Raw genomic sequence first — 22,778 nt, 5'->3', positions numbered from 1 at the left:
TTTCTCCACGGGTTACCTCTGCTGTTTCAGTTGTGCTTGTTTAGTCTTGAGGGTGCGGCGCAGCTCAATCTTGCGATTGAGTTGCGGCTCGGTGCGGAGTTTGCGCTCCAGGGCGGCGATCTCGCGTTCGAGCTTCCGCGCGAGGTTCAGTCTCGCGGCGACCTCTGACACTTGCTCGCCTGGTCGCGCCGCTATGGGGGTCAGCGGTTCCAACAGTGCTGTGTAGAGGGCGGGCAGGGTGACCGCTGTCGGGAGCGGCTGTCGATCGGCGTCGGCGGGCTGCCAGCCGGTCGTGTAGTAGGCGCTGAGCTTCGGGGCACCGGAGCCGAGCTGCTTGTGTGCTGCCACCGTCCGCACCTGTCGTGCGCCGTCGAGTGTTCGGGTGACCTCGAAGATGATCGGGTACTGGATGGCTTTGTCGATCGCAGTGAGCACGGACTCGGAGACGTCACTGCCGTTGGTGTCGATCTGGAAGACCTGGACCTCGGGCACGGTGGTGCTGCCGGGGAGGTTGATGGTCGCTTCGGCGAGTTTGTAGGCCCAAGTGATGCGGTGAACTTCGGACACGAATTTTTCGCGCACGGCGGTGGCGACCGTGCTTCGTTCGTAGAACTTTCCCTTGGGTACTCGGCTTCCGAACTTCGCCGCGGCGGGCCACTGGTACAGCAGGTCAGTCACTGGAGTCGCCCGCCTCGGCGCGGTTGACGACGGCGATGAATGCGGTGAGTTCGAAGTCGTCGAGCCCGGCGATGGTTTGGGTCAGGGCGGTGGTGTGGCCGCGAGTGAAGAGGCTGTCGATGTCACGTTCTTCGGTGACGTGGATCATCGAGTGTATGGCGTTGGTGAGTAGTTCGGAGTACCTGCTCATCTGGGCGCCTTCACCGGTGGCGGCGTTGAACGCGTGCACGACCTCGGTGACGGGTTCCTCGTGGGCGCGGCATCCGGCGCGCAGGAGATCGAGCAGGTGCTTGGCCTCGGTGTGGTCGCCGATCACCTGGCCTTGGTCGTCGAGGTAGACGAGGTAGTGCGGGTGGAGGCGGTTGCCGCGGTTGATGTGTTCATCGGCGTTGACGTTGCGGAGGGCGAAGATCACCCCGGGCACGAGGCCCGTCTCCGGGTCGGCGGGGATGACGGCGTGCAGGCCCTTGGGTACTGCGGCGAGGTCGCCGTATTCCTTGATGTATCCGAGGAGGTCCATGCGGAAGTCGTTGAGTCCGAGATCGGTGATGGAGACGCCGGTGCGGACGTCCTCCAGTTCGATGACCTCATCCTGGAGCTTGCGCAGCTGTTCCTTGCGGAAGGCGGCGTCGGAGTCTTCGAGGGTAAGGACGTTGTCATCGGCGGTGCCGGCGAGATCGGCGATCACCATCCTGCTCTCGACTCGCGCCTTGAGGTTGATGTACTCGTCCAGGGAGATGTCGGGCCAGAAGTTAACCAGCTGAATCTGGGTGTTCTGGGAGCCGATCCGGTCGATGCGACCGAAGCGCTGGATGATCCGGACGGGGTTCCAGTGGATGTCGTAGTTGATCAGGTAATCGCAGTCTTGAAGGTTCTGTCCCTCGCTGATGACGTCGGTGCCGATAAGCACATCCAGCTCGCGAGTCTCGTTCGGCATGATCAGGTGGCGCTGTTTCGACCGGGGCGAGAAGAGCGCCATGACCTGCTGGACGTCGTAGCCGGGGCCCAGGGTGCTCTTCGCGCCGTGGCTGCCTCCGGTGATGACGGCTGTCTCCAGCCCTGCGGCGGCCAGGGTGGGCGCCAGTTCTCGGTAGAGGTACTCGGCGGTGTCGGCGAACGCCGAGAAGACGAGCACTTTGCGGTTGCCCGGGTTGATGGGTTGCTGGGCCTTGTGCTCGATAAGCTGCGTGAGCTTGCGGAGCTTGAGGTCATGTTCGGCGGTGACACGGTGCATCTCGTCGAGGAGTTCACGCAGGGTCTTTTGGTCGTTCCACAGGTCGCGCTGCCAGGACTCGATGTCGAGGTCGTCGAAATCGATCTTGATTTTCTCGCCGAAGGACAGCGCCTCGATGTTCGCGTCGTCGGCGTCGTCCAAGTCCAAGTCGAGCCCGGCAAGGTCGGGCGCGATGTCGGCGAGGGCGCCCGCATGGTTGCCGATGCGTCCCAAGGTACGGGTCACGGACTCCTGAATCTTCGTCAGTGTGAGGCGGAACGCCTCGACGGAACTTTCCAACCGTTTGAGGAGGTTCACAGTCATGAGCTTTTTCAGCCCTTGCTCACGGCCCGCCTGTCCCAGGTTGGAGCGAGCGCTCCCCGCAGTGACGTTGTACAGGTCTTCGTACTTCGTCCGTCTGCTTGGGAACACGTACTCCAGCGGCGTGTACACGGCCAGGGTGAGCGCCTGGAGCTGCTCGAAGATGTCGTTGAAGTCTGGCGCGTCCGGCAGGTCGGTGAGGGGTTGCCGGATCGAGAGCGGGATGCGGCGTTCGGGGAAGGCGCCGATCTCGGTGGTGTCGTAGAAGGCTTGAATGTGCTTGCGGGAGCGCGCGATGGTGACCGAGTCGAGGAGTTCGAAGAAGTCAAAGTTGAGCATCTGGAGGATGCGGTCGGTAGTCCGCTGCTCGGTGTCGAGCTTGGACCACTCGTTGAACACCCGTTGTGCGTCGGAGAAGACCTTTTCGATCGTGGTGGAGAGGTTCAGGTGCTGCGCGAGGTTCTCCGACTCGCCCTCGTAGGCGAGCTGGAGCTGGTTCTTCAGGTCGTTGAACCGGTTGTTCACTGGGGTGGCCGAAAGCATCAGCACCTTGGTCTTCACACCTTCGCGGATGACCTGCCGCATGAGCCTCTGGTAGCGGGATTCCTTCTCCTCGGCGTAGTCGGCGTTGCGGAAGTTGTGCGACTCGTCGATGACGACCAAGTCGTAGTTGCCCCAGTTGATCCGGTCCAGGCGCAGGCCAAGGGATTCGCCCTTGGTGCGGGACAAGTCGGTGTGGGCGAGGACGTCGTAGTTGAACCGGTCGCCGGCGAAGATGTTGGTCGTGAGGTTGGCGTTGTAGTTCGTCCAGTTATCGGCGAGCTTCTTCGGGCACAGCACCAGCACGGACTTGTTGCGCAGCTCGTAGTACTTGATCACCGCCAGCGCGGTGAAAGTTTTTCCCAGACCCACGGAGTCGGCGAGAACGCAGCCGTTGTAGGTCTCCAGCTTGTTGATGATGCCGGTCGCGGCGTCACGCTGGAAGTTGTACAGGCTCTGCCAGACCATCGTCTCCTGGTAGCCGGTCCTGTCGTTGGGCAGGACGTCCTCGCTGATGTCATCGAGAAACTCCGCGAACAGGTTGTACAGGATCAGGAAGTAGATGCGCGCGGGCGAGTTCTCCGCGTACACGCTGGCGATGTGGTCGTGTACGGCCTGGGTGACGTCGTTGAGCTGCTCGGGGTTGGCCCAGATCTGGTCGAACAGTTTCATGTACTGCGATGTCATCGGCGCATCGTCGAGACGGTTCACGAAACTTGAAACGGCATTGCCGCGTTCGTAGCCGAGGTCGGCGGTGGTGAACCCTTGAATCTGGGTGTAGGCCGTTGTGTCGTCGATGACGGCGAACTGCTGCATCGGGTTTCCGGTCGCATTGGACCTGAACGTCGCCTTCTGGAGCACCCAGTCGGCGCACTCGCGGGCGATGGCCCGCTGGGTCAGCTTGTTGCGCAGCCTGATCTCGAATTCCGAGCCCGACAGGGTCGACTCCGCGGTTCCGTTCGGAATGAAGAACTCACGGCGTTCCTTGCGGAGCTTGTCTGTGGCTTTCTCGGTCACGAAGGAAGGCGAGGTAAAGACAAACTCCAGTTCGGAGACGTGCTCCAGCTCTTTACGCAGGGCCTCGAACGCGAAGATCGAGAACGTTGATGCGGCGATGCGCACCTTTGAGCCGAGAGTGATTGTGGCCTTTAGGTCATCACCGAGTAGATCGGAGACATTGTCGATAATGCGCAAGCTGTCAGTCACCCGCCTTATCAGGCTCACGTGCTGCGGCGCCTCCGCGGCGGACCCAGCCGTCGACCTCGCTGGCCTGGAACTTCCACAGGCGGCCGATCTTGTGGGCGGGCATGCCCTTGTCGGCGATCCATGTGTAGATGGTGTCCTTGGTGACGCCGAGGTGCGCGGCGATGTCGTCGGCGGACAGCCACGGCTGACTCACACAGGTCTCCTCTGCTCCGCAGGTCCTCAGAGGACGGGGCTCACGTACCAATGTTACCGGTGCAATGCCGGTTTGACCGAAGGAGACCGTGTCTGAGCCCCCACGCCGATGGGTATCGGCGAGAATGAATCATGGAGCGTCTGTAACGTTGACCTGGCTAGGGAGGAATGCGGGCCTGGTGCCCGGTGAAGGTTCAGACCCGCGCGTATGCCGTGCTGGTGGCCCGGTGGCGTATTTGACGATCATGCTGATCCGCGCGGGTGCCGTGGTGCTCCGCTGGGTCCAAGCCGGTCGAACCTGGCCTGAAGCCGTCTTCGCCGAACACGCCGCCACCTCGGATGCGAGCCTGCGGATTCATGCCCGCGGAAGTGCGTTGCTGACTGCTCTGGCGGCACTGGCCGCCGGTTCTGCGGGTGACATGACCGACTTGAGCGGGCGAAGAGTACCTCGGTTCCGAGGTGCCACCAGGGCGGACGCCGGGCCCGGATTGAGCCGCCGAGCCGCCATCGAGCTGCCAGGGGACAAATCAGGACATGTTGGTCGGGGGATAAGCCGGGAATTCTCGCGTTTTCCCTGGTCAGTGGTGGTGGGGCTCGTGAGGGCGATAACCCGTCCCTCTTCCGCGCGGAGCCTGGCCCCGTCACCGTCAGGAGGCCAACCAAGCCGGTGTCTGCTCCCGTGTGAGCGGGGACGGGCATGCCGGTTCGAGCCCGTGACGGGGCACGCAGCAGAGGAATCCCGCTCCATGCCCGCCGGACGGGTGTAACGATCGCCCGCACCTTCGAGCTCACAAAAGCCTCTCCCGCGACTGATAATTGGACGGAACGCCACGGTGGGACACCAGAACGCCGGATTGCCCCCGCCAACGGTAGGGCCCGTCGCATACCGGGCGCCAGGCGCACGGCTGCACCGCCAGCCCCACACCGGGACCTGAGCCCTTCCATCACCAACCAATTCGACATCCCCTGACCGCCCGCACCGTCACCGCCGCGCCGACCACTAGCAGCGCCGGGGCCGCGGCCCGCACCCGGTCCGGGGTGGGGCCGGCGGCCAGCAACGCGGTCAGCACCCGGGTGGTGGCCAGCAACCCGAACGCGGTGAACACCCCGACCGCCGCGTTGAACCCCACCGTGGCCGCCAGATCGGCCCGGCTGGCCGGCCACGCCAGCCGCATCACCTGCCCGATCAGCGCGGGCAACCGCCGCGCCATCGTGAGCATCCCGGTCTCCGACAGCTCCGCGGCCTTGGCATGCCAGCGATGCTCGGACAGCTCCGGGCCCAAGGGCGCCGCGCCGGGTTCACCATGCCCACCCTTGGACGGGTGGCTGTTCTTGCGGGGCCTCATCGGTCTGCTCCGTTGGCTGCCCGGTGGCAGGGGCGGGCGAGGGTGAGGGTGAGGGGGTGGCTGGTTGCGCCGATCATCAGGGGCGACCTTCCGTTGCGCCGTGGACCGGGCCTACTTTCATCGGCGGCTTGGGCGAGTGGTAGCTCTTCGGCGGTGCCGGGGCAATACCAGGGAGGCCAGCTTCGTATCCCGCGCAACCTCGCTGATGGACTCTGGGTGCAGGCGGTCGTCGGCTACGGTGCTGCGGGTGACTACGCGTGAACACCCTGCACTTATCGCTGACACACATCTGCTCCTGGCTCGCCAGGACGGTCGTGTGCTGCTGCTGGTGCGGGCGAACACCGGCTACATGGACGGTCATGCCTCCCTTCCAGCCGGGCATGTTGAGGCCGGGGAGCCGGCCGATGCCGCCGCGATCCGGGAGGCCAAGGAAGAGATCGGAGTGGTCGTTGACCCCGCGGATGTGTCGTTCGCGCATGTGATGCACCGTCGTACTCCGGGCGAGCCAGGTGCGCGGGTCTCGTTCTTCTTCTCGGCTCGGCGGTGGATGGGCGAGGTGGTCAATGCGGAGCCTCATAAGTGCTCTGGGCTGATCTGGGCCGACCCCGCTGATCTCGTCGGCTCGACCGGTGGAGTCCCGGTGGTCGGGTATGTCTCCGCGGCCATGGCCGCGATCGGGGCCGGTGAGGGCTTCATCGCGCACGGGTGGTGAGCCGTTCTGGTGGGGTGGGCTCATTGCTTGCGGTCGAGCAGCAGGTAGGGGTACCCGCGCCGGTCGCGGCCGGCAAGGTTGATCCCACGTGAGGTCATCGACTTCACGGCGTCGGTGATGGCGTTGGTGGCCTGGTCCAGGCCTCCGTCGGCGGCGTATTCGAATTCCACGAATCCGCCGAGATCGTCGACCTCGTCGATGGCGACCTCGACCGCACCGGAGGGTGTGGGCATCTGCCATCGTTCCCGGTGCTTGGTGACGGTGATGATCTCGGTGAAGCCGAGCGCGGCCAGCAGGTGGGAGACGGCTTCGGGGTCGGTGAGTGCCGATTCGTACTCTTGGGCGTGGGTGGCCTCGGCCGCTCCGAGCGGAAGCCATCTCTTGAAGTTGATCGAAGCGGTCACCGGTCCCGATTGCGGCTCCTCCAGCCGTAGCCGCAGCCATTCCGACACCACGTCGTGCGCCAGGAAGTCCCGGGACGGGTGGTTGTAGTACACGTCCACCTGGCGGGAGGACCCGGCGATGACCGCGCCCAGTTCGCTGAGGTGATCGCGCAGCGCGTCCGGTTCGGCCAGCGCGAATTTCTGCTCGACTTCGATGTGCTTCACGCGTTCTCCTGTGCGTCGGTCCGCGGGGCGGCGCCGGTCGCCGCCGCCCATGCTTCGATCAGGCCGGTTACCTGTTCGGCGGCGGTGAGGGTGGCTTGTTGTCCGTTGATGACGGGCACTTGCCGGATCGACGCCCAGGTCAGGTAGTGGCGTCGCACCCGCTCCAGGTAGCCGGGCCCTTGGGTTTCGAATCTGTTCCGGGTGCCAAGGCCGCGCAGGCGTTCTTCGGCGACGTCGCCGGGCACGTCGAGAAGGACGGGCACATCGACCGGCAGCGCACCGGCCAGCGCCCCTTCCAACGCCCGGAGCAGGAAGGGGGAGGCTCCTGCCACGGTCCCGTAGGCGGTGACCGCGCCTGCCCACCGCTCGAGCACTATCAACTGGTGCGCGGGCGGACACCGGTCGGCGGCCAGGACGGCGGCGGTGTGGAGCCTGGCGGAGGCGAACGCGAGCGTCTCGGCGTCGGCGGTGAGAGCCTCCGTGGTCATGATGGCGGTCCTGACCGTCGCGCCGAACCCGGTGTGCAGCACGGGATCGATCGCTTGCGCGTTCCCGTGAGGCCACCTCCTGGCCAGGGTGTGGGCCAGGGTGGTCTTTCCGCTGCCGTTGATGCCTTCGATGCACACGATCACGACGGAACTCCCGCACCCAGGTACGCGGCAACGCTGTCGGCGGCTGCGTCTGCCAGGTCCGCGCCGTCGGCCCCGTGGGCCAGGCCGGCCACCGCACCGGCGGACAGGGCGGCGCCGCTGCCCAAGGCCGTGCCGGTGACGATCTGCTGGGGGCGGCGCTGCCATGACCCGGCGGGTCCCGCCAGGGCGAACCCGCCCGGCCCGGCCGAGACCAAGGTGTAGGACGCGGACGCCGCGGAACGCAGCTTGCGGGCGGCGCCTTCGAGGGCGGCGGCAGGGTACGTGTGGGGGAGGCTCGCCTGGATCAGCAGTGGATGGAAGGGAGCGAGTCTCGCGCTTTTCGCGCTGTGTCGGGATCCCGACAGATTCACGACCAGGCGGGAAGGAGCCCATCTGGCCAGCCACGCGATGACGGTGTCCTCTAGTTCGTCGTACAGGTCGACGTACACCCATGCGCCCGCCACAGGTGGGGGGAGAGGCGAAGGATCGGGTGTGGGAGGAGCCGGAGGCAGAAGCCAGTACCGCCGTCCGTCAGTGGCCTCCAGCGTGGCCGACCGGGTGACCGGTCCAGAGCGGCGCCCGGCGGTGCGTACCTCCAGCCCTGGCGCGGCGTCACCGAGCGCACGCTCGTCGCCGTCGGTGGGGCCGATGAGCAGGCAGGACACAGGCTCCCGGGCAGCGTGCAGCAACCGGGCGACGATCACGGCGTCGTTGCCGAGCAGCGTCATGGCCTCGGCGTGTTCTCCGTACCCGTCCAGGAGCAGGGAGGCGACGCGGTAGCAGGTGATGGCGGACAAAGTCCCGGCGCACACGATCGTCTGGTCACCGATCACGGTGTCGCTCCAGCAGGCCGGTGTCGAAGGTGAGGGGACGGCCGGTGACCTTCACCGACTCGGCGACCAGCAGGGCCATCACATCGGCTGGGGCAGTGGGTGTGACGAACTGCCGGGGGAGGCGCAGGCCGGGCAGGAAGCGGTCGGTCAGGGTGACCAGGAGGGTGAAGGTCGCGTCGCGGTAGCGGCGCACGAGCTCGGTGGCGTCGGTGGCGCCGCCTGGTCCGGCGGACCGGGCGGCCATGCGTGCCTGGTAGACGGTGGTGAACATACCTTCGGTCCACACCCTGCACCATCCGGCGATCTGCTCGATCTGCTTGTGGGCGTAGCGGGCTTCGAACCGGCAGAACGCCGGGTTGTACTCGTCCAGGAGATCGGGGTGGCGGCGGTGGAGATGATCGGCGTAGCGGCTGTTGGCCAGCACCTCCAGCTCGGTCGCCATGTAGGCGACGTGCTGGTACACCGGGTCTGCGGACGTTGGCTGGTCGGCTCCGTTGAGGTAGTGCCCGACCGCGGCAACGGCTGCGGTGGGGCCGTCCGGGTGCCGCTCGCACAGCACGTCGGTGCGGGCCAGGAATGCCAGGTTCTCGGCCAGTTCATCAGGGGAGAGCAGCGGATCGAAGGTGATGAACCCGAACTCCAGTGGCACCCCCAGCACGGAGGCGATCCGGAGCGCGTCCACGGTCTGGGTGAGGGTCTGTCCCTTGCCGTAGCGCCGCAGCTGCGAGGCCGAGCCGGACTCCACCCCGACGAACAGGCGCCGCATGTGGGGTGCGGCCTGGGCCAGCAGCCTGGCTCGCTGCAGGTTCCATCGCGGTGAGCGCCGCCGGTCGAACAGCTGCTCCAGCCGCGTGTAGACCTCGTAGGTGATCCCTAGTTCCTCCAACGCGGTGAGGATCCTGGCGGCCTTGGACCGGCCGGGTGGAGGATCGGCCAGACCCTCGGCTCCGAAGAACTCCTCGTCGACCAACGACACCGCGACTGCGTTACCGCCTGGTGTACGCAGATGTGAGAAGCGTTCCAGAACCGCTACGCAGACCCCGGCGTCGGTTCTCCGCCACCCCGCGCCCTTGTGCGCGCGGGGGCAGAACGTACACGCTCCGAACTGGCAGCCCAGCGAGGTCTCCAGCGCCAGCTGCCCGCCCTGGGCCATCACCGCCAGCACCAGAGAATCATCGGGGGCGACTAGCCAGGGTGATGGCGGCCGACTTGGGGCTGTGCTTGTGGGAACGTCGGCTCTCACCGGCTGAGGGCCAGCTCGACGTTCGGGAGCGATGGCTGCTGGAGCGGAGATCGGTTGCCGCAGGCCCGGGATACTGCGCCACTGCTGCGGGGCGTGGAGAGTCCGGCACACCGACTCCAGCGGCTGCTCTCCCAGCCCGGTGGCGATCAGCACCCGCCCCTCGCCGGCGGCCTGCTTGAACGGCTTGGTCGCCTCTTCGGGCGAGAACGCCGCCAGGATGTTCCCCAGCACCACCACGGGCGGCTTCTCCCACGCCGTCGTCTGGTGCTCCAGTAGCTCCGCAAAGTCATACAGGAGCCGCCACTGTCCGAAGTTCACGCCGACACCGACCACGTCCGGGCGCTGTGCGAGTGCGTCCGCGACCCGGCCGAGTGGGTCGTCCTGGAGGCTGTAGTCGATGACGTCGACCTTGGCCGCGTGGGTGAACCGCAGCCAGGACGCAAGGCGCGCGACTCCGAGCGGCAGCCGAGCGCCTCGATAGCGATCCCGGTCGCCGAGACCGACCAGCAGGACTCTGGGCATCGCCAGCCGGGCTGCCAGGGCGGGCGATGCCGAAGCCTTCAGCTTGAGGATCTTGGCGTCCGGGTAGAGCGGCCCACCATGCTCTATCTCGCAGTGTCGGACGGCAGGGGGACCGTATCGGGCCTGCAGAAGTTCGGCCACCATCGGCGGGTCCGGCAGGTGGGGCCGTTGAACCGCCGTGACGGTGACGTGGTCGGGGACGGCGTGGACCAGGTAGGGACGGATCGGGTCTCCGCCCAGCTGGGCACCGGTCCATCCGCCGCGGGTCAGCGCCGCCTCGGCCTCGTTCCACGGGCGGGGTTGGCGAGTCAGCCGTAGCAGGGACGCGTGCAGGGACTGCTGGCTTCCGGCGGGCCCGATCATGAAGCACCGTCCAAAGCGGGGGGCGGGCCGGTGAACATGCCCTGTGCGGCCTCGAAGTCCAGGGCGTTGCGGCCGCATCCTTTCCAGTAGGGCTCGATCGGGTACGCCGCGTGCAACTCCGACAGCCCGGAGGCGACCTCGGCGAGCTGCTGGTACGAGGGCCGCACCGACAGGCCGATGGCCGAGTGGACGTCGGAATGGAAGGCGTTGATGATCGGGGATACGCCCATCCCCGCCAGCGCCGCGGCGCCCTCAAGGGTGGTAGCGGGGGGTTCCAGGCCGGCGATGAGGATGGAGTGTGCCCGGTAGGCGCCGACGACTTCGACGAGGTGCTCAAGGGCAGCGAGGATCGCCGCGTGTCCGTAGTCGGCGGCCTTGCCCGGCGCGATCCGCTCGAAGGCCGCCGGGTCCCAGGCTTCCAGGTTGAACCCGGCGTGCACGTCCGCGATCCCGTCCAGGCGGCTGATCAACCCGAGGGTGCGTGGGGGCATCGTCACCAGGTGCACCGACACCTCGCCGGTCCTTCCGGCCGCGCCGATCGCTTCGGCGGCGGCATTGACCAGATCGACGTGGCGCAGGAATCCGGTGTCCAGGTTGCGTTCGTTGCCTCCCACGATCATCACCTGGTTGATGCGGCCCGGCTCGGTCTCCAGCACGGCCGACACGGCGTCGCGTACCCGGGCCGGAGCGAGCCGGTTCGCGAAGGGAGTGTCGGCGGCGGTGCCGGCGAGGGAACAGAAGCGGCACTGCGTCTGGTCGGCGAAGAAGTAGCAGGCCCGCGGGGAGAAGAACGACAACGCGCTTCCGCCGTACAGGTTCGCGGCATTGCCAAGGGGCACAGAACTCCGCAGGCACTCCAGATCGTCGATCACCTCGACCGTGCAGGAGAGCCCGAGCCGGGAGTTCACCACGCGCGACCCATGCTCGTCGGCTTGGAGAGTCCAGGTGTCATCGCCGTAGACGTTCACCGCGACCGTCACTGGCGGCTGCCTGTCACCAGCCGCGAGCCGGATCTCCTGCGGAACGACCGCGTCACCGGCCCAGACCGGCGAGTTGTAGAAGTTGCGTCGGCGTACCGCCCCGGCCTGATCGGCGAACCAGGTGGCAAAGGATGAGTCGATCGCGACACCGCGCGAAAGCAGAGCCAGTTTCATCCATGCGGCCATCGCTTCAGTCATGGGACCACGTCCTGATCAATCAGAAGGGCTGCTCGACCAGCAGCGATGGGAGCATCACGTGGCCCCTCAGGTCTGCGGGCCGGGAAGGTCTTGGGTGCGGGCGCGAACCCGGTCGGAAGCCAGAACCGCGGCTCCCCCAACGCCCGCCAGCACAGGCGGGGCCCGGTGAATGCGTTGCGGGCGTGCAGCCAGCGGGTGTTGTCCAGCACATAGCCCTGGCCTGCCGCAAGCCGCAGCGGACGCTGATGGGCGATCACCGCGTCCAGCAGGTCACGCACGTAGGGCTGAACCATGGGGCTCCAACGGGCGAGACCGTCCAGCCGCAGTCGCACCGATATGCGGCCGTCAGGGTGCACGGTGAAGACCTGGGTGGCGTGGCCATCTCCGGCTCCGAAGAACGCCGTGCGAGGATCCGACAGCCGCGCAGCCGCCTCAGGTCGGTTCGCCACCAATTCGGCGTGCACGGCGCGGGCATCGGTCAGCAGGCACTCACCGCCCCGGCCGGCCGGCCTCGCGCAGACCAACAGCATCAACCGCGGCGGCGCCGGCACACTCGACCGCTCGGTGTGGGGTGCGAGTTCCTGGTCGGTGAACCCGGCGAATCCGCGCCGCCCTGCGTGGACGCCGGTATCACGAATGGTGGTCAGACCGTCCGGGGCGCTATCCCGATGGATGGTGATGTCCATGATCCGCTCGGCCAGGGCAAGGACATCCCCTCGCGACGTCAGTCCATCGAGCACCACCAACCCTCTTTGCCGCAACTGCCGCGCGGTCACACGCGGCGTGTCCGGGCCGACCGGATGAGGGATGCCCACATCGTCGGAAGCCTGGAGTCCCTGGCTCATCGCGCGACTCCTTCGCTGGACTACTGCTGGGCCCACTGTTGGCCCCCGCCCGTCGCGCGGTAAAGCGACAGATTGTCAACTCTGCGGCTCGGCCGAGGCCTGCACCCGGCCGAAGAAGACGTGCTAGCTTCCAGCACACCGGCCCGACCACCGACCGCAGGGACCGCCATGCAGACCCCTCCGACCTGGCCCGTATCCGTCAAAGGTGTCGCCGTGGACGACAACGGCCGCGTGGTGTTGCTGAAGAACGAACGCGACGAATGGGAGCTACCTGGAGGACGCCTGGAGCCCTCCGACGTCAGCCCCGAAGCGACCGTGGAGCGCGAGATGTCCGAAGAGACCGGCTGGAACGTCAAGGCGGGCCCGCTCCTGGACGTCTGGATCTACCAGCCGCTGCCCGAATCGCTTCCCGAGCGGCGTGTCCTGATCGTCACCTACGGCTGCACCGTCCTCACCCCCGGCCTCGCCCCCGTCCTCAGCCACGAGCACAAGCAGATCGCCCTGTTCACCGCCGACGAGGTCCCAGCACTGCACATGCCCGACGGCTACCGGCGATCCATAGCAGCCTGGCTCCCCAGGACCTGAACGCCATGGCCAGCGCTCCCCGAATCCCGGTGCACGCCGCAGGTCACCACACCCACTGGCACTGGGCCACACCACAGGCCCAGCGCATCCTCGCCACCGGCGACCTGGGGAAAATCCTTCGTTTCCATCGCGACATCAACGGCATCAACCAGACCGCCCTCGGTCAGCTCCTCGGCTACGACAAGACCTACATCTCGATGCTGGAGCTTGGGAAACGCACCCTGGACGACGTGAACTCACGGCGACGTGTGGCCGAGCAGCTCCGCCTCCCACCACACGCCCTGGGGGTCACCGACCTGGCCGACACCGACCACCGCGCCATGCTCCAATTCGGCGAATCCACCGTCCGCCTCGCCGAAATCGCCCGCCAGACCGGCCACGCCTCCCAAGCCGTCGCCGAACTCTGGCCCCTTGTCGCCCGGCTCGAAGCCCGCATCGAAGACGGGCACGCCGAACGGGACGTCCTTCACCTCCTCGCCCGCGCCCGCGCCGGGCTCGGCGTCGCACTCGGCAACGTCCTGCCCGAAGAACGCCTGAGCACTGCCGCCCACTGGACCGCCAAGAGCCTCACCATCGCCCTGCATTTCCAAGACCCCGCGTTCTCCTCCGAGATCCTGCGCATGCACGGCAACGAACTCCGCAAGGCCCGGCTCCGCGGCGCCGCCGTCCACCGCCTCCAGCACGCGATCGCCCTGGCGCCTGATTTCAGGGCCCGCGCCGCAGCCCTGCCCCTGCTCGCACGAGCAGCCGAAACCCTCGGCGACCGGCCCCTGTTCGACCAGGCGATGCGCGAGGCCGACACGCTGCTGGAGAAGGTGGACCACACCTCCTTGTTCAACCCGTACGCACTGCACGAGATTCGGCTCAGAGGCCTGGCCTCCACCGGCCGCGCGGACATCGCCATTCGACTCGTTGAGCATCCCCCGGCGCTAACCACCACAGTGGCGCCGCAGTGGCACGTCATCCAACGAGTCACCGCCGCGACCGTGCAGTTGCTGGCCGGCGACCACAGCGGAGCCCGTTCATCGCTGGAGGGCGCGATCAGGGAAGCGATCACGCAGCGGCTCCCGCACCAGTTGCAACGCATCATGCGGGCCTCAGCAGACCACCTACCAGACACCTACGCGGACGCCTCACAGGCCCTCGATCGACTCCGCGAAGAGATGGCCGCGTAAATGGTCATCAGGAAGCAAATCGCGTGAGGACGGCTCTCCTTTTTGCACTGTCACTGTGGTCTCAGGACATGCATGACCGTTTGTCATCGGGAGATCCGTGACCTCGGTCGGGCTGGGGCCCTTGCCTTGGACGTAGAGGCGCATGACGGGGGGTGTCGCGGCGCGGTCTAATCGCCAGTTCTTCTGCGCCGTGCAGTGACTGGAGAGGGGCGAAGAGCCCGCCCTGGGCGGGGCCCTTCGGCCGGCTGGTGGTTCAGCAGGTGTACGCGGAGCATCAGCGACTACAGCTCACAGCGTGAATTAACCGCAAACAGAGCTGTCCGGGATCTTCGGGGCGGACCACTTCCCTTCCTGTTGGTTGGTCATCTGGGGCTGTGCTGTCTTTCGCTGGAGATGCGGGCGGGTGTGGGGCTATGTGCGGCAGAGCTGAGTCATGAGTTGGTGGGTTTGGTCGTCGGGTTCGGTGTCGAGTTCGGCGAGGCGGGTGGTGAGGAGTTGGTAGGTGCGCCGTACAGCGTCGGGGCGGCCGAGGTGGGCTTGGAGTTTCATGATGTTGCGGTGCAAGTGTTCGGAGTAGGGGTCGTGGCGGAGGGCGTGTTCGAGGGTTGCCAGTGCCTGATCGGGGTGGTCGTCCTGAGTGAGCTGGGCGAGGTGGGCGAGGGCGTCGACGACAGTTCGGCGTAGGTACTCGCGGTGGGCCTCGGCCCATTCGTGGATCTGGTCGGTGGCGAAGTCGGCGGTGTAGAGGCTGGGGAGTGGTTGTAGGGCTTGGGTGCGCTCGGTGTCGTTGGTGGCCTGGCGGGCGTGTTCGAGGGTGGTGGTCAGGCGCCAGAGGTCGCTGTCGGTGAGGTGGGGGTCGAGGCGGTAGTGGCTGGCGGCGTGGATGATGAACATGGGTTCGCGTAGGCCGGTGGCTTGGCGCAGGATCTTGCGGGTGTTGCTGATGGCGGTGTGGAACATCGTGGTGGCGGTGTCGGGGTCGTGGTCGGGCCACAGGGCGGCGGTGCCTTGGTCTCGGCTGACGCCGTTGGGGTGCAGTGCGAGGTAGGTCAGCAGGGACCGTGAGCTTCTGCGCAGGCCTGTGTTGATGGGGCCGTCGGCGGTGTGGAGCTGCACGGGGCCGAGTAGCTGGAGCTCTACCAGGGCCGGTTGCGCCTGGTCAGTGGAGCGTGGTGGTGGTACGAGGCGGGCGGCCGGCGCGGTCTCGGCGGCCGGCTCGGCGGGTGCGGGTTCGGGTTGGCCGGTGGCGGTGTGGAGGGTGTGGAGCATGTCGGTGGCGTCGTCTGGGCTGAGGTGGAACAGGCGTGCGCCGTTCAGGGCGTTGGCGTGGGGGCCGTCGGCGCTGGTGACGGTGCCGTTGTCGGTGATGTGTGCGGTGGTTCCGGTAGGGCGGGGGCCGCAGAACAGGCCGCCGATGCCGTAGCGCCGTCCGAGTTGGAGGACGGCGTGGAGGGCGTTGGTGGCGGGTTCGGGGGTGGTGGCCAGGACGAGGAGGGTGGGGAGGGGCTCGCCTGGGTCGGTGGCGAGCAGACTGGCTAGGTCGGGTGTCTCGGTGGTTTCCAGGAGCCGGGCGCGGTGGATGATCTCGGCTTCCAGGTGGGTGATGGCCGCGCCGAGCGTGGAAACGGTGGTTAGACCCGGAAGCGTCGCGGCCGGCCCGCTGTGATCGATGCTGGGGTAGAGCTCTTGGACGTCGGGTTGGGGGATGAGGAGTTCGACGCGGTCGCGGGTTGCTTTGGCCAGGAGTTCGGTGGCGATGGCGCGGGCAGCGTCGAGTGCGCCGGGGCCGTCGAGGCCGAGTTCGAGCCCCGGCAGCGGCAGGGCGACCGGGGCGCCATCGCGGGTTCCCACAGTGATGTGATCGGGCGCCGGTGCGGCTTGGTCGTGAACGATGAGGTCGGCATTGGTCGGGACGAGGGCACCGCGTTCGGCGTGGCTGTCGAGGTGGGCTTTATGCGCCCTGGCGACGGCGGCGGGGGTGGCGGGTTCGGGGTCGCCGGGGCCGGGCCAGATCTTGTCGTTGAGTGGGCGTCGGCGTCGCCGGTGGAGTCGGGTGGCGGCAAGCGCGGTGCTGAGCGCTGCGGCCAGGCCGATCCCGATGTGGGTGCCGGTGACCAGCGAGATGGTGGACACGGCGTTGTCGGGCGATTCAGGCGTTGCCCCCGGTGCGTGAGGCGGGGCGGACGTGGCTGGTGCCACGGGTCGTGACGGCGCTGGGGCGCTTGCTGTCGAGGGTTCGGCCGGCTGCGGTGGTGACGTGGTCGGTGGCGTTGGTGTGACCTGGGCCGATCCGTTGGATGGAGCATCGGCATCGTTCGGCCGTGGTGCTCTGGAAGCCGGAGTTGGCGTCCGGGAGGTGTTCTTGCGAAGCCCGGGGAGGCGGATCCGTTGGCCGGGGTAGATGCGGTCGGGATCGGTCAGCCGCGGTAGCCCAGGAGGCTGGAGGAGCTTTCGGCTGGCTTCGAAGATCTTGGGGTAGCGGGTCCCGGAGCCGTAGTGGCGGCGGGCGATGTCCCACAAGGTGTCGCCGCGTTCGATGGTTCGCGTCCGCCAGCGCCGCCGCTCCGGCGCTCGCCGGGCCGCTTCAGCCGCCGGGTTGTCACGGTCGGGCGAGGACGTCTCCACGGCGAGGATGGTCGCGCATTTCGCCGGTTGTGCCGGATCGGCTTGGGCGGTCACTGCGTGGGCTGGCGTGGGTGTGACGGGGGTGGTGATTGCGGTGCTGGTGGTGAAGATGAGGGCGGTCATGGCGACCAGGTCGCGGGCCAGGTGCTGCATCGGCCGCGCCGGTCTGGGCATGCGTGGGCTGGGTCGTCCCGCGAGGTAGCCGAGAGTTTCGGCGCCGGTGAGGGTGGCGAACAGGGCCCAGGCGGTCCAGCCGATCAGTCGTACGGTTCCCAGGAACAGCGTGTGGTCGGCGTCGGGTCGCATCAGTGCCGAGGTGATCTGCGGCCATGTCGGTACGTGGCCCGGAAGCGGCGAGCCGCCCACCCCGTACAGGATCACGGGGAAGGCGATGAGTAGTAGCGCCAGGAGGGTGAGGGCGCCGATGCCGCGGCCGATTTCGGTGAGGCGGGTCATGGCTGGGCGGGTCCTTCCACTCCGGAGGTCAGGTCGGCGGTCGCGGTGGCGTCGGCGTGCAGGGTGGAGATGCCGATGAGCGGCAGGAACAGGGCCTGTTTGGTGACGGTGACCCGTACCTGGATGGAGCGTGCGCCGACGGAGGTGACCGAGCCGGTGTGGCCACTGGCTTGCAAGTGGTGGTGGGCGGCGCGGACGGCTTTGGTGCGGTCGACGACGAAGCGACCGCGGGTGTAGGCGCGGTCGAGGTCGATCTGTCCGGCGCCGGCGCGTGCGGCTTCCTGTGCGGTGGTGTGGGCGTCGTGGCGGGCTTCGAGTTTCTGTTCGAAGTCGACGACGGCGCCGAAGAACACCACGACGACCAGCGTGATGATGACGGCGAACACGCTCAGGCTCCCGCTATCGGTGGCGAGCCTGGGAGTGGGTGGGCGGCGCGTCATGGTGATCAACGGCCTCGGTAGGGGTCCAGGGGGGAGTGCCGGGTCCGGGTGACGGTGCGAGCCCCTGGCATCCCGGGCAGGGCGACGTCGCCCAGAGCGATGTCGCAGGTGACCTGAGCGGTCACGGTGGCGTTCTGCCCGACCGGGCGGTGGAACCCCGCCAGCCCGAGCTGCACCTGGGGTGCGCAGTGCAGCCCCTTGTCGCGCAGGGTGGTCAGGGCAGTAGAGGTGGCGTCGGTTCGGGCTTGGCCGGGGGTGCGAGCGATGGAGGCGTGCCGGGCGGCGTCGGCGGCGGCCTGGCTGACCACAGCGGCACCGTGCTGGATCCGCATCGCAGTCAGCAGCCCGGCCAGGAACAGGATGAACAGCGGCGCCAAGATCGCCGCTTCCACCACCGCGTTCCCCGCATCACCGCACCGACTCCGCGGCCCGGCCCGGCCCGTCCCGGCGATCATGGCTCTTGCCGGGTAGTGAAGCGTTCCCGGGCGCCGCGAGCAGCCCGGTCGACGCGGATGTGCATGCCGGGCAGCACCGAGGGCGCGTGGCCCTGCACCCGGACGGTGATGGTGTTGTCCCCGGTCACGGTCACCGACGCGGCGCGCAGGACCGGTTCTTGGTGGGCGAAGCCTGCGGCGGCGCCCTGTCCTTGGGCGTGGGTGCCGTGGCGGGCGCGGGCGACGCGCAGTCCTTCTTCGGCGGCGGCCTGGGCCACGTCGCGGGCGACCGACACCAGGACGGCTTGGGCCAGGGCGAGGAACAGGACGCCGACGGCGGGGAACACGATGGCGATCGAGACGGCGGCCGAGCCGCCGTCTCGCGCGCGTGGCGTGCTGGTGCGGGGTGTCACGGGCGTTAGCCGGGGATCTTGGCGATCCAGGACTGGACCTTGCCGGAGACCGCGAGGTAGATGGTGAATGCCAGGCCGGCGAACCCCGCCACGATGATGATCGTCTCCACAACGCTGGAGCCCCGGTCCCGGCGACTGCGGGCGGTGTTGTGGAGCCGGTCTGCGGGTGCGGTCAGGTGCGCGGCGAGCCAGAGTGCCGCGGTGTTGAGATGGTTCATGCCTCCCCCTTTGTGTCGGTGTGTGGTTCAGCCGGATCCCATGAGCTTGGAGAAGAACGGGAAGCCGACGAGGATGACGAAGCCGAGCATCAGCAGGGAGGTGGGGACCCACATCGCGGTGGTGCGGGTGTTGGCTTCGGAACGGGCGGCGGCGGACGCTTCACGCCGCATCGCGGTGATCTTGGCGACCAGGACGTCGTGCATCTTGGCGCCCTCGTTCCCGGCGATCTCGGCGGTGTGGGCCAGGTCGATCAGGTCACGGACGCCGATGTCCTCACCCAGGTGGGCCAGCGCGCGCCAGGGCTGCTGCTGGCCGTGCCGGGCCCGGGTGAGTGCTTGGTGGATGCGCTGGAAGTGCCACCCGTCGGTGATCTTGGCCGGCTGTTCCAGCGCGGCGTTCAGCGCGGCGCCGGCTTCGCGTTCCAGCACGACCAGTTGCAGGTAGGCCGAGAACGCGTACCGGAAGTCCCGGCGGTGCTGGCGGGCCGCAGAGCGCAGGTTCCAGTCGGGGGTGAACGACAGCACCACGGCCAGGATCAGGCTGGCCAGGACGGGCAGCGGCCACGACGGCGACCCGCCGGTCAAGGTCACCAGGGTGAAGAAGACCGAAGGCGTGGCGAGGCCGGTGATGAACAGGATCAGCTTGTCCAGCATGAACCGCTCCACCGGCCGCTCCAGCAGCGCCAGATCGGCGCGGGGGAGTGCCAGCATCCCGGTGGGGCGGGCGACATGTTCGGCCAGCCACGTCCCGACCCGATCACCACGCGACGGCGTCTCGGCAGGTGCTGCGGGTTGCAGGAGTGTGGCCTGGATGTGAGCCAGCGCGGCGTCCAGCCGAGGTGGTGCGGGCCGGAACTCGCGGACGACGGTGATGAGCCCGAGCGCGGCCAGGCATCCGGCGATCGCGGCGAGCGCGGTCACGACGCACCTCCCGACCCGGTCGGGGGCGTGGGGGTGCGATGGTGCAGGAAGCGGCTGCCGGTCGACAGCACCGACAGCCGCCGCATCCACCACAGCCCAGCCGCGTAGATCGCCGCGACCACCGCGAGGACGGCTTGGCCGAGCGGTGTCCCGTAGGGGGCGGCGAGCGTCTGGGAAGAGATGAACAGCGCGCTCAACGCGGTGACCGACAGGACGATGACCAGCAGGGTGGTGCGCAGGCTGGCCCGTTCGGCCTCCACGTCCCGGCGGACGATGACCTCGTTCTCGACCGCGTCGGCGAGCAGGCCGAGGGCTTGGCGGGCGCCGGGGCCGCGGCGTTTGGCGGCCAGGATCAACGCGCAGGCGATGAGGTCGCCGATCGGGTCGTCGAGGTCGTCGGCGAACGCACGCAACGCGCCCTCGGTGGGGGCGTGGTTGTTGAGGCGGTCGGCCAGCACCCCGACCGGCTCGGTGATCGCGGCGGGGGCGATGCGGGCACTGTCAGCCAGGGCCTGTTCCAGGCCGCGGCTGGCGCCCATCATCTCGGCCAGCCGCCGCGCCCACTGGGCCAGGGCCTCCAGCTTGGCGATCTGCCGTTGCGGGGCCCGGCCCGACAGCATCGACGGCAGCCAGTACACCGCCGCGCCGACGGCGAGTGCGGCGACCGGCCACCGCAGGACCAGCAACACCCCCAACCCGGCCCCGGTAGCGGCGAGGAGCCGGTTGCGGCGGCCCGGCCAGGCCGCCGACTGCAGCAGCGTCTGCAGCCGCGACGGCGGCCGCGCGTCGCGTGAACGCGGCGGAACGCCCCTGGCGCCAGCGACAAGGAGCAGGACGGCGGTGGCACCGCACAGGCCCCCGCACGCAGCTAGAAGAACCATCACGACCAGCCCCGCTCTGCCGTCGCGAGGTCGGTGTCGGGTGCCAGCAGGGCGGGATCGAACCCGTGCGCCGACAACTCCTCCAGCAGGGCCGGGCTGATGTGCCCGCCCGCCGGCGTCGCGGTCCCTTCGGGGCCGGGGACGAAGATGTGGTTGCGGGTCGGCTCGGCCGAATCACCGGGAGGCCCGACCTCCATCACCTCGGTCACCACCCGCTGGTTGCGGGCCGGGTCACGCTCGACGTAGACGATCAGCGGCTCGGCCATCCCGAACATCAGATGCAGATCCTCGGGACTCAGCCCTAGATCAGCGCGGCGGCCTAGCTGCACCACCCGGTTGAACACATGCTCGGGACGGTGGACGTGCAGGGTGCACATCGAACCGCGTGCCCCGCTGTACATCACCTCCAACATCGGCGCCAGCTCACCCTGCCGGGCCTCACCCACGATCACCCGATCAGGGTTGAGACGCAGGCACGCCGGAACGAGGTCTTGGAGCCGCACCAGGCCGGCGCCCTCGGCGTTGGCCTGACGCGCCTCCAGCGCGACCACGTCGTGGTGGCGGTGCGCCAGCTTCGGATCGTCCAGGAACAGCTCGAAGTCGCTTTCCAGCGTGATGATCCGCTGGTCGGCGGGGATCTCATTGGCCAGTGCCCGCACCAGCGTGGTCTTGCCGCTGTTGACCTCACCGCACACGATGATGTTCCGCCGCGCCAGGATCGCCGCGCGCAGGAACCGCTCCAGGGGTTCGGTGAGGGTGCCCAGGGCGGTCAGCTGCCGCAGCGTGACATCGACCAGGCGGTGTACCCGGATCGCCAGGTGCGGATGCCGCGACACCCAATGCACCACCGCCAGCCGCACCCCATCGGCCAGCGCGACATCCAGCAGCGGACTGGCATGGGAGAACTCACGGCCCGTGTTCCCGCGCCGCGCCAGCAGCTGGATCCAGTCGACCAGCCGCTCATCGTTCTCGGCCACCGGCGGGCCCGGCTTCTTGGACCCGTCGGTGTAGGTGACCCACGTCTGCCGGCAGCCGTTGACGACGATGTTCTCCACATCGGATCGCTCCAGCAACGGCTGCAACGGCCCGAGCCCGAACCGGTGATCGAACACCGCCCGCGCCACCCGCCGCTGCACCTCAGCGGTCGGCACCAGACGACCGGCCGTCATCTGCTCGTGCGCCCACACCTGAACCTGCGCCTCGATCAGACCCCGCGCCCGCCCGCGGTTCACGTCATCGTCGAGGAGGTCCACCAGTTGCTGGGAAACCTCACGGATCGCCGCCCAATCATCGGCCAGCATGTCGCTGTGTGGCGCCTCGGCACTGCTCGTACCGAACGCGACCGGCGCACTCTGGTCGGCGCTGACGGTGTCCAGCGAAGCGCCCCACCCAGGCCCGGTCACCGGGCGTCTCCCGCCGGGGCCAGCGCGGATGGGTCCGCCTCGGCGGGGGTCGCGGCCTGTTCGGCGGCTTCGCGCATGCGCCGCCCGAGCCCGTCCAGGCCGCGCATCAACAACGACGTTCTGAACGTCAGACGCGGCGCTGCCCCATCCGACAGCACCCGCGCATCCGCGACCGCATGCGGCAACTCGGCCAGCACCGGCAGCCCCAGGACGCGTTGCAGGTCTGCCGCGCTGTAGGAGCCGTCGTCCACAAGGCACAGACCGAGCTGCGCCCGCTCCCCGACCACGCCACGCAGTACTTCCAAGCGAGGCTGGGCGGCATCGACCTGACTCAAGGTGGGTCGCACCACCAGCACCACGACGTCCGCCGCCTCCAGCACCCCCACCGGAGTCTCGGCCCCGCCCACGCGACCCACGTCGGCGATCACATCGCTGCCGCCGGCCGCGAATGCGTCCGTGAGAGGGTGCCACGCGCTCGCCAGTTGCCGGACGTGCCGGGGATCGTGAACCCCATGCAACAGCCGAGCCTCACCGGCATCGGCCAGCGGCAGCGTGTACTCCTCCAGCGCTGCGACCGCCGCCTGCGGATCCGCCTGCGCCGCCATCGCCCACCCCAGCAACCCCGGGCCAGGAGGCTGCTTCAGCCGGTCGGCCATGAACCCCGGCAGTACGCGCCGCCCCGCCGGATCGCACTCGGCCAGCAGCACCTTCCCCGGCCAGGTCAGCGACAACCCCACCGCCGCCGTTGTCACCCCAGGCGACCCGCCGGCCGAGATCAAGCAGTACACCGCCACG

At 68.3% G+C, this 22,778-nt stretch carries 22 protein-coding genes; 3 read left to right on the top strand and 19 right to left on the bottom strand.

Translation table 11 applies throughout. From position 1 onward, the window contains the following. Positions 1-12: 12 nt before the first annotated feature. The 4 genes from ACH34Q_RS27730 to ACH34Q_RS27715 form a co-directional block, all read right to left on the bottom strand. Positions 13-678: a DUF4391 domain-containing protein gene (locus ACH34Q_RS27730; RefSeq protein WP_395986008.1), complete on the bottom strand. Its 666-nt coding sequence runs from the start codon at positions 676-678 to the stop codon at positions 13-15. Continuing rightward, the gene (locus ACH34Q_RS27725; RefSeq protein ID WP_395986007.1) at positions 671-3,958 is read right to left on the bottom strand and encodes a helicase-related protein; all 3,288 of its coding nucleotides are present in this window, start codon (positions 3,956-3,958) and stop codon (positions 671-673) included. The genes ACH34Q_RS27730 and ACH34Q_RS27725 overlap by 8 nt, the downstream gene beginning before the upstream one ends. Next, a complete protein-coding gene (locus ACH34Q_RS27720; protein WP_395986006.1) occupies positions 3,951-4,151 on the bottom strand; it encodes a helix-turn-helix domain-containing protein in 201 nt (66 codons plus the stop codon). Before ACH34Q_RS27720 ends, ACH34Q_RS27725 begins: the two co-directional genes overlap by 8 nt. A 943-nt stretch (positions 4,152-5,094) precedes the next feature. After that, entirely contained in the window at positions 5,095-5,496 is a 402-nt protein-coding gene (locus ACH34Q_RS27715; RefSeq protein ID WP_395986005.1) for a hypothetical protein, read from the bottom strand. 205 nt (positions 5,497-5,701) lie between these two features. Here ACH34Q_RS27715 and ACH34Q_RS27710 point away from each other — a divergent pair, with 205 nt between their 5' ends. Then, complete coding sequence (locus ACH34Q_RS27710) at positions 5,702-6,208, top strand: NUDIX domain-containing protein (RefSeq protein WP_395986038.1); 507 nt, start codon at positions 5,702-5,704, stop codon at positions 6,206-6,208. 20 nt (positions 6,209-6,228) lie between these two features. On the opposite strand, the gene cyaB is transcribed toward ACH34Q_RS27710, so the two are convergent. The 6 genes from cyaB to ACH34Q_RS27680 are packed head-to-tail and all read right to left on the bottom strand — an operon-like array spanning position 6,229 to position 12,432. Beyond that, positions 6,229-6,816 (bottom strand): class IV adenylate cyclase, encoded by a 588-nt coding sequence (gene cyaB, locus ACH34Q_RS27705; RefSeq protein WP_395986004.1) that lies wholly within the window; start codon positions 6,814-6,816, stop codon positions 6,229-6,231. Further along, positions 6,813-7,448, bottom strand: coding sequence for a dTMP kinase (locus tag ACH34Q_RS27700; protein WP_395986003.1), 636 nt, complete (start codon positions 7,446-7,448; stop codon positions 6,813-6,815). The genes cyaB and ACH34Q_RS27700 overlap by 4 nt, the downstream gene beginning before the upstream one ends. Next, positions 7,445-8,281, bottom strand: coding sequence for a hypothetical protein (locus ACH34Q_RS27695; protein WP_395986002.1), 837 nt, complete (start codon positions 8,279-8,281; stop codon positions 7,445-7,447). Before ACH34Q_RS27695 ends, ACH34Q_RS27700 begins: the two co-directional genes overlap by 4 nt. Beyond that, positions 8,271-10,409 (bottom strand): B12-binding domain-containing radical SAM protein, encoded by a 2,139-nt coding sequence (locus ACH34Q_RS27690; protein WP_395986001.1) that lies wholly within the window; start codon positions 10,407-10,409, stop codon positions 8,271-8,273. The genes ACH34Q_RS27695 and ACH34Q_RS27690 overlap by 11 nt, the downstream gene beginning before the upstream one ends. After that, positions 10,406-11,563, bottom strand: a complete 1,158-nt coding sequence (locus ACH34Q_RS27685) for a radical SAM protein (RefSeq protein WP_395986000.1) — start codon at positions 11,561-11,563, stop codon at positions 10,406-10,408. Before ACH34Q_RS27685 ends, ACH34Q_RS27690 begins: the two co-directional genes overlap by 4 nt. A gap of 20 nt (positions 11,564-11,583) precedes the next feature. Next, complete coding sequence (locus ACH34Q_RS27680) at positions 11,584-12,432, bottom strand: TauD/TfdA family dioxygenase (protein ID WP_395985999.1); 849 nt, start codon at positions 12,430-12,432, stop codon at positions 11,584-11,586. 168 nt (positions 12,433-12,600) lie between these two features. Between ACH34Q_RS27680 and ACH34Q_RS27675 the strand changes: the two genes are divergently transcribed. Both ACH34Q_RS27675 and ACH34Q_RS27670 read left to right on the top strand, forming a co-directional pair. Continuing rightward, positions 12,601-13,017: an NUDIX domain-containing protein gene (locus ACH34Q_RS27675; RefSeq protein WP_395985998.1), complete on the top strand. Its 417-nt coding sequence runs from the start codon at positions 12,601-12,603 to the stop codon at positions 13,015-13,017. Positions 13,018-13,022: 5 nt separating this feature from the next. Beyond that, positions 13,023-14,192, top strand: coding sequence for a helix-turn-helix transcriptional regulator (locus ACH34Q_RS27670; RefSeq protein WP_395985997.1), 1,170 nt, complete (start codon positions 13,023-13,025; stop codon positions 14,190-14,192). A 411-nt stretch (positions 14,193-14,603) separates the two neighbouring features. On the opposite strand, the gene ACH34Q_RS27665 is transcribed toward ACH34Q_RS27670, so the two are convergent. The 9 genes from ACH34Q_RS27665 to ACH34Q_RS27625 are packed head-to-tail and all read right to left on the bottom strand — an operon-like array spanning position 14,604 to position 22,777. Beyond that, the gene (locus ACH34Q_RS27665; RefSeq protein WP_395985996.1) at positions 14,604-17,273 is read right to left on the bottom strand and encodes a BTAD domain-containing putative transcriptional regulator; all 2,670 of its coding nucleotides are present in this window, start codon (positions 17,271-17,273) and stop codon (positions 14,604-14,606) included. Then, positions 17,270-17,659, bottom strand: coding sequence for a pilus assembly protein TadG-related protein (locus tag ACH34Q_RS27660; RefSeq protein ID WP_395985995.1), 390 nt, complete (start codon positions 17,657-17,659; stop codon positions 17,270-17,272). Before ACH34Q_RS27660 ends, ACH34Q_RS27665 begins: the two co-directional genes overlap by 4 nt. Positions 17,660-17,718: 59 nt before the next feature. Beyond that, the gene (locus ACH34Q_RS27655; protein ID WP_395985994.1) at positions 17,719-18,105 is read right to left on the bottom strand and encodes a TadE/TadG family type IV pilus assembly protein; all 387 of its coding nucleotides are present in this window, start codon (positions 18,103-18,105) and stop codon (positions 17,719-17,721) included. Between the two features lie 59 nt (positions 18,106-18,164). Continuing rightward, positions 18,165-18,560, bottom strand: coding sequence for a pilus assembly protein (locus tag ACH34Q_RS27650; RefSeq protein ID WP_395985993.1), 396 nt, complete (start codon positions 18,558-18,560; stop codon positions 18,165-18,167). Between the two features lie 5 nt (positions 18,561-18,565). Next, complete coding sequence (locus ACH34Q_RS27645) at positions 18,566-18,778, bottom strand: hypothetical protein (RefSeq protein WP_395985992.1); 213 nt, start codon at positions 18,776-18,778, stop codon at positions 18,566-18,568. 27 nt (positions 18,779-18,805) lie between these two features. Further along, entirely contained in the window at positions 18,806-19,699 is an 894-nt protein-coding gene (locus ACH34Q_RS27640; protein WP_395985991.1) for a type II secretion system F family protein, read from the bottom strand. Next, positions 19,696-20,580 (bottom strand): type II secretion system F family protein, encoded by an 885-nt coding sequence (locus tag ACH34Q_RS27635; protein ID WP_395986037.1) that lies wholly within the window; start codon positions 20,578-20,580, stop codon positions 19,696-19,698. Before ACH34Q_RS27635 ends, ACH34Q_RS27640 begins: the two co-directional genes overlap by 4 nt. Continuing rightward, complete coding sequence (locus tag ACH34Q_RS27630) at positions 20,580-21,983, bottom strand: CpaF family protein (RefSeq protein WP_395985990.1); 1,404 nt, start codon at positions 21,981-21,983, stop codon at positions 20,580-20,582. Before ACH34Q_RS27630 ends, ACH34Q_RS27635 begins: the two co-directional genes overlap by 1 nt. Further along, on the bottom strand, positions 21,980-22,777 hold the full coding sequence (locus ACH34Q_RS27625) for a hypothetical protein (RefSeq protein ID WP_395985989.1): 798 nt from the start codon (positions 22,775-22,777) through the stop codon (positions 21,980-21,982). The genes ACH34Q_RS27630 and ACH34Q_RS27625 overlap by 4 nt, the downstream gene beginning before the upstream one ends. Between the last annotated feature and the right edge of the window lies 1 nt (position 22,778).

The sequence above is a fragment of the Actinomadura sp. 9N407 genome, assembly GCF_044326315.1.
In the GTDB taxonomy this organism is placed as follows: domain Bacteria; phylum Actinomycetota; class Actinomycetes; order Streptosporangiales; family Streptosporangiaceae; genus Spirillospora.
This window is presented reverse-complemented; position numbering and strand designations above follow the sequence as displayed.

What these genes read in the sequence shown, in the direction of transcription:
- ACH34Q_RS27710 (WP_395986038.1), top strand. Translation starts at nt 5,702, where the DNA reads ATGGACTCTGGGTGCAGGCGGTCGTCGGCTACGGTGCTGCGGGTGACT.
- ACH34Q_RS27675 (WP_395985998.1), top strand. Translation starts at nt 12,601, where the DNA reads ATGCAGACCCCTCCGACCTGGCCCGTATCCGTCAAAGGTGTCGCCGTG.
- ACH34Q_RS27690 (WP_395986001.1), bottom strand. Translation starts at nt 10,409, where the DNA reads ATGATCGGGCCCGCCGGAAGCCAGCAGTCCCTGCACGCGTCCCTGCTA.
- ACH34Q_RS27715 (WP_395986005.1), bottom strand. Translation starts at nt 5,496, where the DNA reads ATGAGGCCCCGCAAGAACAGCCACCCGTCCAAGGGTGGGCATGGTGAA.
- ACH34Q_RS27680 (WP_395985999.1), bottom strand. Translation starts at nt 12,432, where the DNA reads ATGAGCCAGGGACTCCAGGCTTCCGACGATGTGGGCATCCCTCATCCG.
- ACH34Q_RS27635 (WP_395986037.1), bottom strand. Translation starts at nt 20,580, where the DNA reads ATGGTTCTTCTAGCTGCGTGCGGGGGCCTGTGCGGTGCCACCGCCGTC.
- ACH34Q_RS27645 (WP_395985992.1), bottom strand. Translation starts at nt 18,778, where the DNA reads ATGAACCATCTCAACACCGCGGCACTCTGGCTCGCCGCGCACCTGACC.
- ACH34Q_RS27665 (WP_395985996.1), bottom strand. Translation starts at nt 17,273, where the DNA reads ATGACCCGCCTCACCGAAATCGGCCGCGGCATCGGCGCCCTCACCCTC.
- ACH34Q_RS27670 (WP_395985997.1), top strand. Translation starts at nt 13,023, where the DNA reads ATGGCCAGCGCTCCCCGAATCCCGGTGCACGCCGCAGGTCACCACACC.
- ACH34Q_RS27685 (WP_395986000.1), bottom strand. Translation starts at nt 11,563, where the DNA reads ATGAAACTGGCTCTGCTTTCGCGCGGTGTCGCGATCGACTCATCCTTT.